The 18,195-nt window shown below is 59.0% G+C and carries 18 protein-coding genes; 3 read left to right on the forward strand and 15 right to left on the reverse strand.

Annotated features, from left to right (window positions below):
* Positions 1-10: 10 nt before the first annotated feature.
* The 8 genes from HSS18214_RS0108105 to HSS18214_RS0108140 form a co-directional block, all read right to left on the reverse strand.
* The gene (locus tag HSS18214_RS0108105) at positions 11-1,294 is read right to left on the reverse strand and encodes a TRAP transporter large permease (RefSeq protein WP_016914790.1); all 1,284 of its coding nucleotides are present in this window, start codon (positions 1,292-1,294) and stop codon (positions 11-13) included.
* A gap of 18 nt (positions 1,295-1,312) precedes the next feature.
* Positions 1,313-1,780, reverse strand: coding sequence for a TRAP transporter small permease (locus HSS18214_RS0108110; protein WP_016914791.1), 468 nt, complete (start codon positions 1,778-1,780; stop codon positions 1,313-1,315).
* Positions 1,781-1,841: 61 nt separating this feature from the next.
* Positions 1,842-2,828 (reverse strand): C4-dicarboxylate TRAP transporter substrate-binding protein, encoded by a 987-nt coding sequence (locus HSS18214_RS0108115; RefSeq protein ID WP_016914792.1) that lies wholly within the window; start codon positions 2,826-2,828, stop codon positions 1,842-1,844.
* A 46-nt stretch (positions 2,829-2,874) separates the two neighbouring features.
* Entirely contained in the window at positions 2,875-4,005 is a 1,131-nt protein-coding gene (locus tag HSS18214_RS0108120; protein WP_016914793.1) for a mannitol dehydrogenase family protein, read from the reverse strand.
* On the reverse strand, positions 4,002-5,639 hold the full coding sequence (locus tag HSS18214_RS0108125; RefSeq protein ID WP_016914794.1) for a UxaA family hydrolase: 1,638 nt from the start codon (positions 5,637-5,639) through the stop codon (positions 4,002-4,004). Before HSS18214_RS0108125 ends, HSS18214_RS0108120 begins: the two co-directional genes overlap by 4 nt.
* Entirely contained in the window at positions 5,636-6,622 is a 987-nt protein-coding gene (locus tag HSS18214_RS0108130; protein WP_016914795.1) for a zinc-binding alcohol dehydrogenase family protein, read from the reverse strand. The genes HSS18214_RS0108125 and HSS18214_RS0108130 overlap by 4 nt, the downstream gene beginning before the upstream one ends.
* 219 nt (positions 6,623-6,841) lie before the next feature.
* Positions 6,842-7,684: a fumarylacetoacetate hydrolase family protein gene (locus tag HSS18214_RS0108135; RefSeq protein ID WP_016914796.1), complete on the reverse strand. Its 843-nt coding sequence runs from the start codon at positions 7,682-7,684 to the stop codon at positions 6,842-6,844.
* Positions 7,685-7,714: 30 nt separating this feature from the next.
* Entirely contained in the window at positions 7,715-8,455 is a 741-nt protein-coding gene (locus HSS18214_RS0108140; RefSeq protein WP_026001810.1) for an SDR family oxidoreductase, read from the reverse strand.
* Between the two features lie 225 nt (positions 8,456-8,680).
* Between HSS18214_RS0108140 and HSS18214_RS0108145 the strand changes: the two genes are divergently transcribed.
* Positions 8,681-9,436 (forward strand): FadR/GntR family transcriptional regulator, encoded by a 756-nt coding sequence (locus tag HSS18214_RS0108145; RefSeq protein ID WP_016914798.1) that lies wholly within the window; start codon positions 8,681-8,683, stop codon positions 9,434-9,436.
* Between the two features lie 94 nt (positions 9,437-9,530).
* Here HSS18214_RS0108145 and HSS18214_RS19245 read toward each other — a convergent pair whose 3' ends face one another.
* The 6 genes from HSS18214_RS19245 to HSS18214_RS0108175 all read right to left on the reverse strand — a co-directional run bounded on the left by HSS18214_RS19245 (position 9,531) and on the right by HSS18214_RS0108175 (position 15,214).
* Entirely contained in the window at positions 9,531-9,683 is a 153-nt protein-coding gene (locus HSS18214_RS19245; RefSeq protein ID WP_016914799.1) for a hypothetical protein, read from the reverse strand.
* A complete protein-coding gene (locus HSS18214_RS0108155; protein ID WP_016914800.1) occupies positions 9,680-9,940 on the reverse strand; it encodes a hypothetical protein in 261 nt (86 codons plus the stop codon). The genes HSS18214_RS19245 and HSS18214_RS0108155 overlap by 4 nt, the downstream gene beginning before the upstream one ends.
* A 64-nt stretch (positions 9,941-10,004) precedes the next feature.
* Positions 10,005-11,582, reverse strand: coding sequence for a glutamine-hydrolyzing GMP synthase (gene guaA, locus HSS18214_RS0108160; protein WP_016914801.1), 1,578 nt, complete (start codon positions 11,580-11,582; stop codon positions 10,005-10,007).
* A gap of 88 nt (positions 11,583-11,670) precedes the next feature.
* The gene (gene guaB, locus HSS18214_RS0108165) at positions 11,671-13,140 is read right to left on the reverse strand and encodes an IMP dehydrogenase (RefSeq protein ID WP_016914802.1); all 1,470 of its coding nucleotides are present in this window, start codon (positions 13,138-13,140) and stop codon (positions 11,671-11,673) included.
* 162 nt (positions 13,141-13,302) lie between these two features.
* Positions 13,303-13,989, reverse strand: a complete 687-nt coding sequence (locus HSS18214_RS0108170; protein ID WP_016914803.1) for a phosphate signaling complex PhoU family protein — start codon at positions 13,987-13,989, stop codon at positions 13,303-13,305.
* A 25-nt stretch (positions 13,990-14,014) separates the two neighbouring features.
* Entirely contained in the window at positions 14,015-15,214 is a 1,200-nt protein-coding gene (locus HSS18214_RS0108175; protein WP_050980299.1) for a sodium:phosphate symporter, read from the reverse strand.
* A gap of 228 nt (positions 15,215-15,442) precedes the next feature.
* On the opposite strand from HSS18214_RS0108175, the gene xseA reads away from it, so the two are divergent.
* Positions 15,443-16,786: an exodeoxyribonuclease VII large subunit gene (xseA, locus tag HSS18214_RS0108180; protein ID WP_016914805.1), complete on the forward strand. Its 1,344-nt coding sequence runs from the start codon at positions 15,443-15,445 to the stop codon at positions 16,784-16,786.
* A 14-nt stretch (positions 16,787-16,800) separates the two neighbouring features.
* Here the strand turns inward: xseA and HSS18214_RS19655 are convergent, their stop codons facing one another.
* Positions 16,801-16,935, reverse strand: a complete 135-nt coding sequence (locus tag HSS18214_RS19655) for a hypothetical protein (protein WP_016914806.1) — start codon at positions 16,933-16,935, stop codon at positions 16,801-16,803.
* Positions 16,936-17,320: 385 nt separating this feature from the next.
* Between HSS18214_RS19655 and HSS18214_RS0108190 the strand changes: the two genes are divergently transcribed.
* Complete coding sequence (locus tag HSS18214_RS0108190; protein WP_016914807.1) at positions 17,321-18,175, forward strand: SDR family oxidoreductase; 855 nt, start codon at positions 17,321-17,323, stop codon at positions 18,173-18,175.
* The last annotated feature ends 20 nt before the right edge of the window (positions 18,176-18,195 follow it).

Consider the following 18,195-nt stretch of genomic DNA (forward strand, 5'->3'; position numbering starts at 1 on the left):
AGTCATGAAATTAGAAAATCAGATTAGGCAGCGCCAAAGAAAGCGCCGGCACGAAGGTGACTATTAGCAGCACGCCGACCATTACCAGCCAGAAGGGCAGCACGGCACGTATGAACTCCGGTACCTTGACACCAGTGATGCTGCAAGTGGTGAACATCACTGTCCCCAAGGGAGGTGTAATCGTGCCAATAGCAGCATTGAGAATGAAGATGATGCCGAAATGAACCGGATCAATGCCGAACTGGGCCGCCACCGGTGCCAGCAGCGGTGAGAGCACGATTAGGATGGCATTTCCCTCTAGGAACATCCCCAAGACAAGTAAAATAAAATTAGCCAAAAGCAAAAATGCGATGGCCGTACCCACCTGAGAAGAGAGCAGCATGGCAATCTCTTGGGGAATCTGCTCCCAAGTTAGGAAGCGTGCAAACCCAGAGGCCACAGCAATGATGAAGAGTACGTTGACCGATGCAATCAACGACTCGTTGGTGGCCAGAGCGACGATACGCGGTGTCATCTGCCGATAGACAAACATACCAACGATCAGGGCATAGAGAACCGCTATGGCGCCCGCCTCAGTCGGTGTAAAGACGCCGATGCGGATACCCCCGATGACGACCAGTGGCAGCAGCAAAGCTATGATGCCAGCACGAGTCACGCTGATCCATTCGCTGCGCGGCAGCTTGATCCGTTGTGGAGGCTGATAGCCATGCCGACGACACTTCCAAGAGACTAAGGCCATCAGACAAAGCGCCATCAGGAAGCCCGGCACCACGCCAGCTAAAAAAAGTCGACCGATGGAAACGTTGTTCACATAGCCATAGACGATCAGTGCAATGCCAGGAGGAATGGTCGAGGTGACTAGCGATGATGATGCAGTGATTGCACTGGAAAAGGCTTTGGGATAGCCCTTCTCAGTCATGCTAGGCACTAATAGTTTGGAGTTCATCGCCGCATCGGCAATGTTCGAACCGGAGAGGCCCCCCATAAAGGTACTAAGCAGTACATTTGACTGCGCCAACCCACCATGCATGCGACGCGTCAGCAGTTCGGCCAGCCTTAGCAAGCGCTCGGTGATTCCGGAGTGGTTCATGAACACGCCAGCCATGATAAAGAAGGGTATGGCCAACAGTGAGATAGACTCCAGCCCTCCGGCTAGACGCTGGATCAGCATTATGGTTGGCTGATCTGCACCAACGAAGAAATACAGGAAAGTCGAGAAAAACAGGGCGAAAGCGACGGGCGTTCCCAAGAAGAAGAGCAGGAACAGGGCGCCGATTGCAACACCAACAGCCATAAGGGAAACCTCTATTGCTTAGCGGCGCAGCACTATCCTCGCCACACAGTGGTAGATCATAACCACAGCGCTGACGGGGATCGCCACATGAATCCAGTAGTAAGGAATTTGCAGCATCGGTGTGCTGCGAAACCCGGAAAAACCGAGCAGCTGAATGCCCCAGTAAAGCATTACCAAAGCGCTTATCAAGATCACGCCGAGGCTAAAGATCCATTCGTTCCAACGCGCCAACCTGGGGGGCAACTTATCGGTGAGAAAACTAATAAATACGTGCTCCTTCCGTCGCACTAAGGCACTGGTCCCTAGGAAGGTGGCCCATACCAGCAACAGCTGAAGCACCTCCTCCGTCCAGGCCAAGGGTGCATTAAACAAGTAACGCATGAATATGTTGCTTATGGCGACCAAGAACAATGCGAATATGGCAGCGGTTGCCACCACCTCGTCCAAGCGCATGATCCGGTCAAGCCAAGAAAAGACCCTCTTCATAGAGAGCTCCTTGCAAGACGCCCCCCGGCGACGCCGGGGAGCCTGTCATTCACTGGGATGCTCAGCCATTGATGAGCTCGTAGACGCTTTCGTAAAGGCCGTCGCTCCACTGCGGGAAAGCGACAGGGATTTGCTCAGCAGCGCGTTCGCGGAACGGCTGAGTGTCTACCTCGTGCACTTCTACCCCCTCACTGCGCAGTCGCTCCAAAGCCTCTTCACTCTCTACTGCAACCAGCTCACCCAGATACTCAGCCATCTGCTGACCAGTCTCGGTGAGAATCTGCTGGTGTTCCTCGCTAAGCTGTTTCCAGAAGGTCAGGCCAGTGACGAAGGGGGCTACGGTATGCATGTGAGCTGTCAGGTTGAGGTGTTTGACCACTTCGTGGAATTTGCCTCCATGCAGCACGGCAGCAGGGTTTTCGACACCATCCACCATGCCCTGTGCTAGGGCTGGATACACATCACCTAGTGACATTGGTGTTGGCGTAGCCCCCATAGCGCGGATTGCCTCGACATACATTTGGGAGTTCTGGACCCGGATTCGCACACCACTTAGGTCATCAGGATGGTTGACCGGATTTCGTGACAGCAGATGGCGTACACCATAAATGGTGTTAGGGATAACAATGTGATAACCGGAGGAGTGCACCTGCTCAAGCTGGTCGGCAAACCACTCAGAGTCAAAGACCTTCAGTTTGGACTCGAAATCTTCACCTAGGTAGGGAGCGTCCAGCACTGCCAGATCCGGCACCGAGTCTAGGAAGTTGCTATAGGCGGTGATGGAGATGATCGCCGAACCGAATCTGGCCTGCTCCATCACTTCAGTCTCAGAGCCCAGCTGGCTGGCCGGGAAGGGACGCAGATCGAGTTCACCATTACTGGCCTCGCTGACCCACTCAGCCCATTGATTGACAGCGACATCCACAGGCTCACCAGGCTGATTGCCGTAGGCGACTCGGATGACGGTCTCCGCTTGCACGGTGCTGGTCAGACCCATGCCGACCACAGAGGCGGCAGTGATAAATAGTGAGAGTTTGTTCAGACGCATGTAGAGTTCCTCATTAGAGTTATTGTGGTCTAGTGGTTGGGCATGATCACCCAACAGTTGGTGCAGCTCGGCTAATGGCCGCCTCGAGACGAGACGTTACTAATCCATGTCGCCGTGCCATTTCTGATACCGGTTGTAGACGGCGCTGAACCTTCTGTTGATGGTTCTGAGCGATATCGGCCAGTCGGTGATCGAGATATGGATTACTGAAACGTTCCAGGGTGTCATCACGATAGGCCTGCAAATCGAGAGCCGGCAGCTCCCGCTCCAGCACTGGCAGCACCTCCTCATCAAGGAGTCGGAGCAAGCCCTCACGTAGCACCGGCTCCTGCATGGCTTCGCGCACGAATGAGACACGTGAGACCAACCCCAAGTGGTGCCATTGATCCACCAAATAGCTGTGGGCCAGGTTAAGGATGTGCAGCTTACGAAGCTCGTAAGGGGACAACGACTCGACCACCTGTACGTCAGGGTGCTGGCAGGGCAAGACTAGGCCAGGTTTGTCCTGTATTGCCCAGAGAGCATAAGGTTCGGCCACGGCTCCAACGGGCTCGATAGCCGCTGAGACAATACGATCTACCAAGGTATCGATCCACAGGCAGCGCTCGTCTAGCCAAGCCTCGAAGTCGGAATCGGCATGATCAAGTTGGGCTAACTTCATGACGGTCTCCTTGAGCACTTGGCCGTTACCACTGATCAGCTCGCAGGGCAGCAGGGTCAGCCCATCGCGTCCTGCCTGGTAGCGGGCGTAGAGTAACTTGGCCAGTTTTCCAGGAAAGCTCTTCGGCAGTTCGGCCAGGCTGGTGTCGTCAGCCACGTGGTAGCCGCTGTCGCCAGTGTTGGAGACCACCCAGCGCGCAGTCTCGACGAAGTGCTGCTCCAGCGTCAGCCAATGCTCTTCAGCAATCAGGCATCCAGCGATACTCTCAACTTTCCTCTGCGTATCCACGGCGACACCGTCGCGCAGGCCACGCACTTGCAGCGGATAGTGGCGATGCTCGGCCAAAGCACGCGCCTTAGCCTTGCCCTCCGGGCGGCTTGAGGTTTGCACTACCAGAATGGCGTGCTGGCTGCGCCCCGCAGCCAGCGACTCGCCGACGAAGGCGGTAACATGTCCAAGTAGAAAGCGGCTGGTGCCGAACTGCACGATCTCAGCTTGGTCGAGGGCGAAGCTCACAGCGATACCCCACGCTTCCAAGGAATGAAGTCAAGCTGGGACAAGCGCACGGCGTTTGGTACGTGGCGCCCGGAGGCCACCTCGATGCACAATCTGAGTAGTTCATCAGCAAGCTCGCCGATCTCCGCCTCACCACGGATGATTGGGCCGGCGTCAAAATCAATGATATCCCGCATGCGGTCTGCCAGCTCGCTGTTGCTCGATATCTTCACCACCGGCGCCACGGGGTTGCCTGTAGGCGTCCCAAGACCAGTGGTGAAAAGCACTAGATTAGCGCCTGAGCCTACCAAGCCAGTGGTGGATTCGACGTCGTTACCCGGCGTACAGAGCAAGTTGAGACCCTTGCGGGTGGCAGGTTCAGTGTAATCGAGCACGTCAACCACTGGGCTATCGCCACCTTTTTTGGCCGCCCCAGCCGACTTCATGGCATCAGTGATCAAGCCGTCACTCACATTGCCAGGCGACGGGTTCATGGAAAAATGCGCGCCCACTGCCGCGGCATGGCGCTGATAGGCGTCCATCAACTGCTGGAAACGCTGGCCGGTTTGCTCATCGCGGCAGCGGGCCAGCAGCTCATGCTCAACACCGCAGAGCTCAGGAAATTCACTGAGAATGCCGCTGCCACCCAAGGCCACCAGTCGATCAACCACCGCGCCCACTAAAGGGTTTGCGGAAAGCCCGGAGAAACCATCCGAACCACCGCATTCGACGCCAAGTATCAGCTCCGAAAGCGGTGCTGGCTGACGCGTCACTTGGTTAGCCAGCTTCAGGCCCGCGAAAATCGCGACCAGAGCCTCACGGATTAGTGACGCCTCACTTTCACTGCGCTGTTGCTCGAAATATTCGACCGGCTTCAGCCCTTGGGGGTCCCGCTCGGCGATGGCCGACTGAAGCATGGCAATCTGCGCTTTCTGGCACCCCAAACTCAGCACCGTAGCACCAGCCACATTGGGATGGCATATATACCCGGCCAGCAGACGACACAGCGTCTCGGCATCACCATCGGTGCCGCCACAGCCCAAGTGATGAGTCAAGAAGCGCACTCCATCCACATTGGGAAAAAGTCGCTCTCCGGGCGGCATCACCTGCAGCTCCTCCACCTCTCCGTGTAGCAGCTGACGAGCCAAGTGTTTGTAGTCACGGTAGGGGTCGTCGCCCAAGGCATCGGTTACGCACTGGCGCAGCACCTCAATGTTTCGGTTTTCACAGAAAACCAACGGCACTACTAGCCAGTGATTGGCGGTCCCGACGCGACCGTCGGAACGATGATAGCCGTCGAACGTCAGTCCCTGGAAGATGCATACATCGGGCTGCTGCCAGCTATCGTAGCGCCCTTGAGGACGAGCATTGGCGGTGGAATGCTCAAGGTTCTCAGTCGTGATCGCCTCACCCGCCACGATGGGCTGGGTAACGCGCCCTACGGTAACGCCGTACATGATAACCAAATCACCCACTGCCAAGGGTGACAAGGCGAACTTATGCTTGTGTCGCACTGCCGCTGGCAGGGTGAGATTGTGACCGTCAGCTTCGATGACGGTGCCAGCGGGCAGGTCAGTAAGGGCAACTCGCACGTTGTCCAAGGCATGAACACGAAGGCTCAGCTGCGCTGCTTGGCGCGTGATCAAGTTACTCATGGCTGCACCTCCCCAGTGTTGTCGAGGGTAATCATGCCTTTGATGACACCACTGGCTGGATCGCACCATCGAGGCATCAGTTCGGGCATTTCGCCCAAAGCGCCGCGATGTGTGATCATCGCCTCGGCCTGCAGCTCGCCAGTCTCCATTAGGCGCGCAACCGTCTCGAAATCCTCCCGGGTGGCGTTGCGGCTGCCCAGCAACGATAGCTCTTTCTTATGGAAATCAGGGTCGTGAAACTCAATATCAGCCTTGACCACGCTGACCAGCACATAACGACCACCATGGCCAGTGAAATCAAAACCGCGGTTCATTGCTCGGGGGTTGCCGGTGGCATCGAATACCACCTCAGCCAGCGCACCCTCGTTGAGGGCTTCGATGCGCGCTACCACATCCTCATCCACGGCGTGTGCCACTGCGTCAGCGCCCAGCTTATCCCGGCAGAACGCCAAGCGCTTGGGATTGGTATCCACTACTAAAGTGCGCGCCCCACGACTACGGGCGAACTGAAGAACCCCCATGCCGATGGGGCCTGCGCCGACGACGACCGCCAATTCACCTGCCACGATACCGCTGCGGCGCACTGCATGGGCACCAATGGCCATGCACTCTATCAACGCCAGCTGATCGAGGTTGAGCGTGGCTGAGGCCACCAGATGTTCAATCGGCACCACCAGATAGTCGGCCATGCCGCCGTCGCGATGTACGCCAATTACCTGCATGTGTTGGCAGCAGTTAGTCTTGCCACTGCGGCAGGCACGGCAATTTCCGCAGTGTAAGTAGGGGATGACGTAGGCGTTCTGACCTACCAGAGCATGCTGCTCGGCCTCACCGACGGCGACCACTTCCCCAGATAGTTCGTGGCCGAGCACCCGAGGATAATCGAAGTAGGGCTGGTTTCCGCCGTAGGCGTGGACGTCAGTGCCACAGACGCCAACGCGGCGAATCCTGACCAGCGCCTCACCCGGACCACAGGTTGGCATCGGTGCCTTCCTGAGCTCTAGCTGATGAGGCTTTTTACAGACGAGAACGTGCATGTCGGGTTCCTTTAGATCAGACGCGGTACGGCATAGCGCAAAAGGTCTGACAGGTTTTTTGATCTAGTGGTCAGGCCTTTAGGACAAAAGATGCCCCACTTAGAGACCTGACTCAAGCATTATCAGAGGGCCAAGGGCTATACATAGGTCGAAGTAAGCAGGTCCTCAGGCTTGCACCACACGCTGGGATTGCTCGCCTAGCCCCACGATGCCCAAGCGCATGTGCTGCCCTGGACGTAGATAGGTTGGCGGCGTCTGTCCCATACCCACACCGGGCGGGGTGCCAGTGGAGATTACATCACCGGGCTGAAGGCTCATGAAGCGGCTCAGGTAACTGATCAGGAAAGGGATACGATAAACCATAGTGCGGGTGCTGCCGTTCTGGTAGCGCCGCCCGTCCACCTCCAGCCAGAGATCTAATTCGTGTGGATCCGAAACCTCGTCGCGTGTCACAAGCCACGGGCCCATAGGGCCGAAGGTGTCGCATCCCTTACCCTTGTCCCAGGTGCCACTTCGCTCAAGCTGAAACTCCCGTTCGGAGACATCATTGATCACGCAATAACCTGCAACGTGGTTCAAGGCATCCTTCTCAGCGATATAGCGTCCGCCCTGACCGATCACCACACCAAGCTCTACTTCCCAATCAGTTTTCTTTGAGCCTCGTGGAATTTCCACATCATCATTCGGGCCGCAAATGGCGCTGGTCCACTTGTTAAAGATCACCGGCTCCGGCGGAACCTCAGCGCCGGTTTCCGCAGCGTGATCGGAATAGTTCAGGCCAATACAGATAAACTTTCCTACTCGTCCTACACAAGGCCCTATACGCGAGTCAGGAGCCACTGCAGGTAAGCTAGCAGGGTCCAATCTGCGCAAACGCTGCAGCTCCTCATCCCCTAACTCCTTACCGGCAAGATCATCGATGACTCCAGACAGATCACGCACGATGCCTTCGCCATCAAGCAGACCAGGCTTCTCTTGCCCCGCAGGGCCGAATCTCAGCAGTTTCATGATGAAATAATCTCCTAATAAGAAAAAGAATCAGTTGGCCCAGCCACCGTCAATCAACTGGGCAGTACCGGTAATGAAGGAAGACTCGTCGCAAGCAAGGAAAGTGGCAAGGGCCGCGACTTCTTCGGGTCGACCCAGCCGTCCCATGGGCTGCCGAGCGATGAAGGCCTCCAGCACTTCGGTAGTACTGAGCCCTTCCTGCCTAGCCTGAGCCTCAATGCGTTGACGCAGTGATGGAGAGTCCACCGTCCCAGGACAAATGGCATTACACCGAATACCATGGGTCATGAAATCAGCGGCAACCGCTTTGGTAAGGCCAATCACCGCTGCTTTGGTAGTCCCATACGCAAATCGGTTAGGCACGCCCTTGAGGCTTGATGCCAAAGAGGCCATGTTGATGATGCTTCCCCCGCCGCCATTCAGCATCGCAGGTAGAAAGCTCTGGATGGTGTGGTACATAGAGGTAACATTGAGAGCAAAGCTACGCTGCCAAGTGGCGTCGTCGCATTGCAATACACTCCCACTTGGCACTATACCGGCGCAATTGAATAGCACATCAAGGGCTGGCAGATCAGCGGCCAAGCGTTGAATCGCCGCCACATCGGTAACATCCAAGTAACGCACCTCTACTCCATTCAGACCCTCCAATGAAGTCGTGTCGATATCAGTGGCAATCACCTTAGCTCCTTCCGCAACAAATCGCTCTACGGAAGCACGCCCGATACCATTGGCGGCTGCCGTCACCAGAGCAGTCTTGTTTTTGAGTCTCATGCAGTAGCGTACCTCTGCGAATCATGGGAACATGCAATAAGTTAAACATCCAGACACCCAATGGCCTGACCATTGATTCAGTATGTGATGGCTAGAGACACTAAGCAATGCCTGAGCAGCATGTTACACAGACTTTTCTGATGAACTTTAGTCGCAAAAGCATTAGAGCCGCTTAGGCCGTAGCTCAGACCAGAACGGGTCCAAACAACAGTGGGAAATGCCCTCATGCCGATTCAAACGATTCGCTCGCAGCGCCTGTATCGCCAGATCGCCGACCAACTCCAGCAACTGATCATTGATGGGGAATTCCCCCCGGGAACGCTGTTACCCCCAGAGCGGGAACTCGCACAATCGCTGGGGGTAAGCCGCGCCTCTGTGCGTGAGGCACTAATCGCTCTCGAGGTTGTAGGACAGGTGGAGGTACGTGTTGGGCATGGCGTAGTGATCCTCGAGCCCTACACCCCCGCTAAAGGTTCAGTGATGCAAGCCGCAGTCAACAAAGAAGCTTGGGCCATCGACCCGGAGTTCGAGTCCGAGATCGAGATTAATCTTAATGAGGAAATTCCTCCCTTCTCTCTGCTTCAAGCGCGCCGTTACCTCGAACCAGAAAATGCTGCCCTAGCGGCGATGAATGCCACTGAAAATGACCTGAAGGCTATCCGTGCCGCTTTTGAGCGTAACGTCTACGATAACTCCCATGGTGGAGGTAATGCGGCCGGTGACCGCCTTCTACATATACGAATCGCCGAAGCCTCGGGGAATGCCGCTTACGCACTTTTGATAAAACACCTCCTTGGCCACCAATATGGGGTGATGTTCCGGCGACTACAGGAGCTTTTCATGGAAACCGATATGCCACGACGCTCTCAAGGCGACCATGAGCGCATTGTCAGGGCCATAGAAGAGCGCGATCCCGAGACGGCGCGGCGAGCGATGGAAGTCCATTTGGACCATGTACTCAACGTGTTCTTTGCTGAATAGACCTTAGACCCTATATTCATAGAATAACCGCAGCACCAATACAGAAAGCCCGCTCATCGGCGGGCCAAGGAAATGCGACTGATCAACCGCTAAGCTAGCAATTCAGCTCTTTAGCCTGGTCGAGAACACGCTTCTGACGAGCGATGGCGTTATGGATGACCTTATTACGCACGGCTTGCTTCTGCTCAGCGCTCGCATGACGCGCAAAATGCGTCAACGGGGTAGATTTCGACACTTTATCTTTCATGACTCATCCTCGCCTGATAATAGGCTTTTCAGCTGTTCATGAGTGTAGCGCTCGGGCAGGAATGGATCAATCGAATCGATATCCGATTCCCAGTGCTGATTTGTGTGGTCGGTGTCCTTGATGACGAGGTCGAGACAGACCTTTGAGCCGAACTCTCGTTTGACTCGATTCACCACCTCTTGAACACTGAGGAACTGCTCAATGAAGTTTTCGAGCGGAATATTCCGGCCCTTAGGTATATGCGAATCATACAACAAGGCCGCTCAATCGTTGAGCGGCCTTGTTGAGTCTAGCTAACCATTACCCTAATTGGACGTAGGATCACTCCCACTCAATCGTAGCGGGCGGCTTACTGCTCACATCATAGGTCACCCGCGACACGCCTTCCAACTCATTGATAATACGGTTGGAGACCTTCTCCAGCAGCTCGTAGGGCAGGTGGGCCCAGCGGGCGGTCATGAAGTCGATGGTTTCGACGGCGCGGAGCGCGATGACCCATTCGTAGCGGCGGCCGTCGCCGACCACGCCAACGGATTTCACCGGCAGGAACACGGCGAAGGCTTGGCTGGTTTTTTCGTACCAACCGGCGGCGCGCAGTTCTTCGATGTAGATGGCGTCGGCATCGCGCAGGATGTCGGCGTACTCTTTCTTCACTTCACCCAGAATGCGCACGCCCAGGCCGGGGCCGGGGAACGGGTGGCGGTAGACCATGTCGTAAGGCAGGCCGAGTTCCAGGCCGAGTTTGCGCACTTCGTCCTTGAACAGTTCGCGCAGCGGCTCGACCAGCTTGAGCTTCATGGTTTCCGGCAGGCCGCCCACGTTGTGGTGGGATTTGATCACATGCGCCTTGCCGGTTTTGGAGGCGGCGGATTCGATCACGTCCGGGTAGATGGTGCCCTGGGCCAGGAATTCCACGCCTTCGATCTTGCTGGCTTCGTCATCGAACACGTCGATGAAGGTGTTGCCGATGATCTTGCGCTTGGCTTCCGGGTCTTTTTCGCCGTGCAGCTTCTCCAGGAACAGCTCTTCGGCGTCCACGCGGATCACTTTCACGCCCATGTGCTTGGCGAAGGTTTCCATGACCTGGTCGCCTTCGTTCTTGCGCAGCAGGCCGTTATCGACGAATACGCAGGTGAGCTGATCGCCAATCGCCTTGTGCAGCAGCGCGGCCACCACGGAGGAGTCTACGCCGCCGGAAAGGCCCAGCAGTACGTGGCGGTCGCCGACTTGCTCGCGTACGCGCTGTACCTGGTCTTCGATGATTTGGGCGGGGGTCCACAGTTTTTCGGCTTTACAGATATCCAACACGAAGTGCTCGAGAATCCGCTGGCCTTGCAGGGTGTGGGTCACTTCCGGGTGGAACTGTACGCCGTAGAACTGCTTCTCTTCCCAGGCCATGGCGGCAATCGGGCAGCTCGGGGTAGAGGCGGTCACGGTGAAGGTGTCCGGGGCCTTGGCGACCTTGTCACCGTGGCTCATCCACACGTCCAGCAGGGCGTTGCCGGTGGCCGGGTCTACGTGGTCCTTGATGTCCTTGAACAGGGCAGTTTCGGCGTCCAGACGGATCTGGGCGTAGCCGAACTCGCGCTGGTTGGAGCCTTCCACCTTGCCGCCCAGCTGCTCGGCCATGGTTTGCATGCCGTAGCAGATACCAAACACTGGCAGGCCCATGTCGAACACGCACTCGGGGGCGCGGGGGGAGTCCAGCTCGGTGACGGATTCCGGGCCACCGGCCAGGATGATGCCGTTGGGGTTGTATTCGCGGATCTCTTCTTCGGTGATGTCGAAGGCACGGATTTCAGAGAATACGCCGATCTCGCGAACCCGGCGGGCGATCAGCTGGGTGTACTGGGAGCCGAAGTCGAGAATCAGAATCTTGTGGGCGTGAATGTCACTCATGGCGAAGCCTCTATAACGCGGAATACCCGCATTGGCTAAAAAGCAGACGGCGGGGCAATGCCCGCCGCCATGTCACTAACTGCGCTGGTTAGCTCACCCGGTAGTTGGGTGCTTCCTTGGTGATCTGCACGTCGTGAACGTGAGACTCGTTGAAGCCAGCGCCGGTAATCTGTACGAACTCGGGCTTGGTGCGCATTTCCTGAATGTCGCGGCAGCCGGTGTAACCCATGGAGGCGCGCAGGCCGCCCATCAGCTGGTGAACGATGGCGCTCATCATGCCCTTGTAGGGTACGCGGCCTTCGATGCCTTCCGGCACCAGCTTCTCGGCACCGGCGTCCTTGTCCTGGAAGTAGCGGTCGGCGCTGCCCTGGCTCTGCGACATGGCACCCATGGAGCCCATGCCACGGTAGGCCTTGTAGGTACGGCCCTGGTACAGCTCCACTTCGCCCGGTGCTTCTTCGGTACCGGCCAGCAGGCCACCTACCATCACGGCGCTTGCGCCAGCGGCAATGGCCTTGGCCAAATCGCCCGAGAAGCGCACGCCGCCGTCGGCAATCAGCGGAATGTCGAAGGGCTTCAGCGCTTCGGCCACGTTGGAAACAGCGGTGATCTGCGGCACGCCCACGCCAGCCACGATACGTGTGGTGCAGATGGAGCCGGGGCCAATGCCCACTTTCACGGCATCGGCACCCGCTTCGGCCAGCGCGGTGGCGGCGGCGGCGGTGGCGATGTTGCCGCCGATCACTTGAATCTGCGGGAAGTGTTCCTTGATCCAGCGCACGCGGTCGATGACGCCCTTGGAGTGACCGTGGGCGGTGTCGACGATGACCACATCGACGCCTGCTTCGGCCAGGGCCGCTACGCGGTCAGGGGTTTCAGGGCCGGTGCCCACCGCCGCGCCTACCAGCAGGCGGCCATCGCTGTCTTTGGCGGCCATGGGGTAGGTGCGGGCTTTTTCGATATCCTGGAAGGTGACCAGGCCGCGCAGGTGGAAAGCGTCATCGACGATGAGCATTTTTTCGATGCGGTGTTCGCGCATCTTGGCCTTGCTGACTTCAAGCTCGGTGCCTTCCGGCACGGTGACCAGGCGCTCGCGGGGCGTCATGATGTCGGCCACGCTGTCGCCCACGTTGGGCTGGAAGCGCATGTCACGCTCGGTGACGATGCCCACCAGGGTTTCGCCTTCTACCACCGGGAAGCCGGAGAAGCCGTATTCGCGGGCCATGGCCAGCAGGTCTTCCAGCTTGGCCTTGGGGCTCACGGTGACCGGGTCTTTGACGATCACGCTTTCGTGCTTCTTCACCTTGCGCACTTCCGCGGCCTGCTGGGCCATGGTCATGTTCTTGTGGATGATGCCGATGCCGCCTTCCTGGGCCATTGCAATTGCCAGTCGTGCTTCGGTCACGGTGTCCATGGCGGCAGACAGCAGGGGAATATTCAGCGAGAGGTTACGAGTCAGGCGGGTTTTGAGGCTGACATCCTTGGGCAGAATGTCGGAGAAGCCAGGAACGAGAAGTACGTCATCGAACGTAAGCGCTTCTTGGGCCATACGTAGCATAGCGGCAACACCCAATGTAAAGTGGGAAGATGGGGCGTGAAAGGTTAATCGCCCATTATAACGTTTCGAGGGCCACCCCAGCAAACCATCCTGCGATGATCTGCTGAAGGTGGCCCTCTGCGTTGGCCTGGGCGAAGCCCACTACGGTGTGGCGCGGGCGGTTTAGTCCAGCGCGCGGTCGTCGGCTTCGCTGGGGAAGTCGAGGTCTTCCAGGCGGCCCGTCACCGCCGTGGCGATGTTGGCCAGGTGCGAGGCCACGCGCTTGTAGTGGCGCGCCAGCAGCGAGTAGGCCACGGCTTCGTGGAACTCGATGCTGTCTTCTTCCCGCAGCAGGGATTCGATCAGCTCGTCGCTGATGTGACGAATCTCCCGGGTGGCGGTGATGATGCCGTGGGCCTTTTGCTCGTCGGAGTTGCGCGTGGCCGCAATCAGCTCGCTGAACAGCCCTCGCAAGCGCTCGGCGATGCTGTCCAGGGGCTTCTGGTAACGGTCTACATGGAAGCCTTCGGTGTAGAACGCGCCTACTTCGAAGACGTTCTTGCAGTAGTCGCCGATACGCTCGGCGTCCTTGGCCACGCTCATCAGCGCCAGGCAAATGGCCACGTCGTGGCCGGGGTTGACGGTCAGGTGGCGCAGCACCTTGCGGCGAATCGAGCGTTCCAGCTCGTTGACCGCCACATCGCGCTCGTACAGGGGCGTGCGTACGTCCTCGGCGGCCACGGTGCTGTACAGCACCTCGTTGGCCCGTGAGAACATCCAGGCGCCATGCTCCAGCATTTGGGTCAGGTCCGCGTAGGCCTGGTCGATGCTGGTTTCCGAGGTAAGCGCACTAAAAAGCTGTTTGAACATGGGGAAACCTCTCAACTGGCCGCGCTTAGCGCAGGCGGATAAAGAATTCGGTCAGCGTGATGCCCACCAGCGGCACGATCAGGAACACACCGATCAGGAACAGGAACGCATAGCGAATGTGCTGCCCTGCCAGGCGTCCATACCAGGTGGCAATACGCAGCGGAATGACCCGCAGCGGCCACCAGATCGCGGTGCCGGTAAGATTGAAGATAACGTGAAACAGCGCCACCGTCATCGCCGCCGCAATCGGGTTGGCGGTCGCCGCCAGTACGCTGGTCACGGTGGTGCCCAGGTTGGCCCCCATCATGAACGGCAGCACGCGGCGCAGGCGCACCACCCCGGCCCCCGCCAGCGGCACCATCAGGCTGCTGGTGATCGAGCTGGACTGCACCAGCACGGTCGAGACCACGCCCACGCCGTAGGCCCGCGCATCGGTACGGAAGAAGTAGGTACGGAACAGGCCATCCATATGGCGCAGCAGCGCGCCGCGCAGGTTCTGCACCATGAACACCAGGGCAGTGAACATCAGCAGCAGGCCGATGCCAGCCACCATCAGCCCAGCGGCGGCGGTGGTGGGCATCAGCACCGCGCCCAGCCAGTTGGCGGCATCTACCACCGGGGCGGTAATGATCTTGATAGGGCTGTTGGGGCGGGCGACTTCTTCCAGGCCAATCAGGTCCGCCAGCCAGGCCGCCAAACGGGTGAAGATGCCGTAGCCGCGCTCGTGGAACATGCCGGTCAGCCACTCCACCGGGAAGATCAGCAGCACCGTGAGGATGTTGAACAGGTCGTGCATCAGCGCCGCGGTAAACGAGCGGCGGAAGTTACGCTTGATGCGCACGTTGGCCAGTGCCACGATGACGCCCGTGACGGCCGTGCCGATGTTGGCCCCCATGATGGCGAACACCGCCGTGCCCAGGGTCATTTCGCCACTGGCCACCAGGGTCACGATCAGCGCCGAGGTGAACGAGGAGCTCTGCACGATCATGGTGACCAGCACGCCCGCCATCAAGGCGATGAAGGGGTTCTGGCCATAGGCGAAGGCGCGGGTCAAAAAGTCGCTGTCGCTGCCGAAGGTGCCTAACCCCGCACCCAGAACGTTCAGAGCAGCCAGGAACAGATACAAGCACAAGCCAGCGTAGATACCTCTTAGCCAGGCGGGCACTTCGTGAGGCGCTTGGCGAGCCAGCGCAGGACGATCTTGTGAAGGTCCGAGATTCGACATGAGCAATCTGCCCTGTTGGTGAACATCTAATGTGACGCTTTCGTGACACTTTTGTGTCGGCGGGCACCCTAGCATGGTTTTGTGACACTTTGATGACGTTTATCTTGCAGCGCCGCCTTCCGCGCGCATGGTACGCCAGAGAGCCCGTCAAGGCCATTGCTGTGCGCCCTGCACGTATTGTCTAATGAGCGGCCGCATCCCCGCTTTCACCCGCGACTGGAAACTCCCATGAGCGCTCCCAACGCCCCCCTGCTATCGGTCAGTCAACTCAACCTCAAGGCGCGCAAGGCGCTGGAGAGCGACCTGGGCGATGTATGGGTGGAAGGCGAGCTTTCCAACGTGTCGCGCCCGGCGTCCGGGCATATCTACTTCACGCTGAAAGATGACCGCGCCCAGGTGCGCTGCGCGCTGTTTCGCCAGCGGGCGCGGTTCGTATCGGCCCCCATGCGCGATGGCGACCAGGTCAAGCTGCGCGGCCGGGTCTCGCTGTTCGAACCCCGCGGCGATTACCAGCTGATCGCCGACGCCGTGCAGGCCGCGGGGCTGGGCGAACTGCTGGCAGCCTACGAGCGCCTGAAGGCGCAGCTGGAAGGCGAAGGGGTATTTGCCAACGCCCGCCCCCTGCCCTTTCCGCCCCGCAAGCTGCTGATTCTGAGCTCCGCCAGCGGCGCCGCCATCCGCGATGTGCTGGCGGTGCTGGCAGCGCGCTGGCCATTGGCCGATGTGACGCTGATTCCCGTGCCGGTACAGGGCGCAGAAGCGGCCCCGGCGATGATCTCTGCCCTGGCGCTGCTCAACCGCCAGACGCGGCTCGACCCCGCCCAGGATGCGGTGCTGATCACCCGAGGCGGCGGCAGCCTGGAAGACCTGTGGGCGTTCAACAACGAGCACTTGGCCCGGGCCATCTTCCACTCCCGGTTGCCGGTGATGTCTGCCGTGGGCCATGAGGTGGATGTCACCCTGGCGGATTTCGCCGCCGACATGCGCGCCCCCACCCCTTCCGCCGCCGCCGAGCGGCTGGTGCCCGACCAGCACGCCCTCAAGCGCCAGCTTCGGCAAGCCGAACAGCGCCTGCAGCGCGCCCTACAAACCCGCCTGGAGCGCGATAGCCAGCGGCTGGACGCCCTGCGCGCTCGGCTCCGCCACCCGGGAGAGCGGCTGGCCCATCAGCGCCAGCACCTGCAAGCCCTCGCCCAGCGGCTAGCGCGCGCCATGCAGTTCACGCTGAGCCAACAGCAGCGCCAGCTTGGCCAGCTCGGCCGTCGGCTGGCCAGCCAGGACATGGCCCGGCTGCACCGGGCAGAAAGCGAACGCATCGAACGCCTGCAACGCCGCCTGGCCAGCGCCATGCAGCGCCAGCTGGAAGCGCGCCAGGCACGCCTGCACAGCGCCGCCCGGGCACTCAACGCGGTCAGCCCGCTGGCGGTACTAGGCCGTGGCTATGCCATCGCCCAGGACGAACAAGGCCAGATCGTGCGCCGCGCCCAGGATACTCAGCCGGGCCAGCTGCTCAAGTTGAAGCTGGGTGAAGGGCGTTTGAACGTGGAAGTAAAACGGCGCTATCAGAAATAGCGCCGCACTGGTGATTACTTTTTGTCCGATGACTCATCCGGGGAAGGATTGACGTGATGGGTATCCGGCATCGGGTTGGCGTCGTCGTAATGATCGTCGCGCTGGTCTTTTTTCTGCTCTGGCTTCTGGTCGTGTTTATCCGGGGACATGCTACCTCCTGATCCTTGGTGGTGTGTGTTGCCTCCCTCACTATAGCCGCTCCCCACCCGCTTGCCATGAAGGCCGCACCGCAGAGCCGTGCAATGGCCTGCCTGGTTTTCAGGCTTCTCTTTCCAAAGCAGCAAGTTACCCCCTTCCCGGCCCGTTTAGGACCCACTCATGCAGTGTTTAAATAGCATTTATTAATTATCGCTATTGGGAGTGATTGGCCTGCTCTGGCATTTGCCCCGGCCTGCGCCTTTGGTCTACGTTGTAAGCACGGCGCTGGAGCGCTCTGCACCCCAGGATGCGGGTGGTAGCGCTCACCGCAGCGTCGTGTGTACTTGCCTTCATGGAAGGAGTTACGTGTCTGTGCCTAAAAAGGAGTGACCGCACATGAGCGACCAACAGCAACCCCCACAGCATCAGCAAAAACAGCCGGGCGATGAGCATGCCATGCGCCCAGAGCCCGAGTACATTCGCGACAGCTATCGCGGTGCCGAGAAGTTGTTGGATAAAGTGGCGATCATCACCGGTGGCGACAGCGGCATAGGCCGAGCCATTGCGGTGCATTACGCCCGTGAAGGGGCCGACAGTGTGATCGTGCACCTCAAGGAGAGCCGCGACGCCGAAGAGACCAAGCGGCTGGTAGAGGCCGAAGGCCGCCGCTGCCTGGTGCTGAAAGGCGATGTGGCCGCGCCCAGCTTCTGCCGAGAAATCGTCAACCGCACCCGGCAGGAGTTCGGCAAGATCAATATCGTGATCCATAACGCAGCCGAGCAGTACGACTGGGACGACATCACCGATATCCCGGACGACCAGCTGCAGCGCACCTTCCAGACCAACGTGTTCAGCCACTTCTATCTGACCAAAGCGGCGCTGCCCCACCTGAGCGAAGGCGACACTATCATCGCCACCTCCTCCATCAATGCCTTCAAGGGCAATGACACGCTGATCGACTACACCGCCACCAAGGGCGCCATTCAGGGGCTGATACGCTCGCTGGCCATGTCGCTGATAGACCGAGGCATCCGTGTCAACGCCGTGGCTCCCGGCCCCATCTGGACACCACTGATTCCGGCCAGCTTCGATGAAGAGAAAGTCGCGGAGTTCGGCAATCAGGTGCCGATGAAACGCGCCGGACAGCCCAGTGAAATCGGCCCGGCCTACGTGTACCTGGCCTGTGAAGAGTCATCCTACATGAGCGGCCAAACGCTGCACCTGAACGGTGGCGTGATTCTGAATACCTGAGCAGCCTTCCGGGGCGGCTC

Source organism: Vreelandella stevensii S18214 (assembly GCF_000275725.1).
Taxonomy (GTDB): domain Bacteria; phylum Pseudomonadota; class Gammaproteobacteria; order Pseudomonadales; family Halomonadaceae; genus Vreelandella; species Vreelandella stevensii.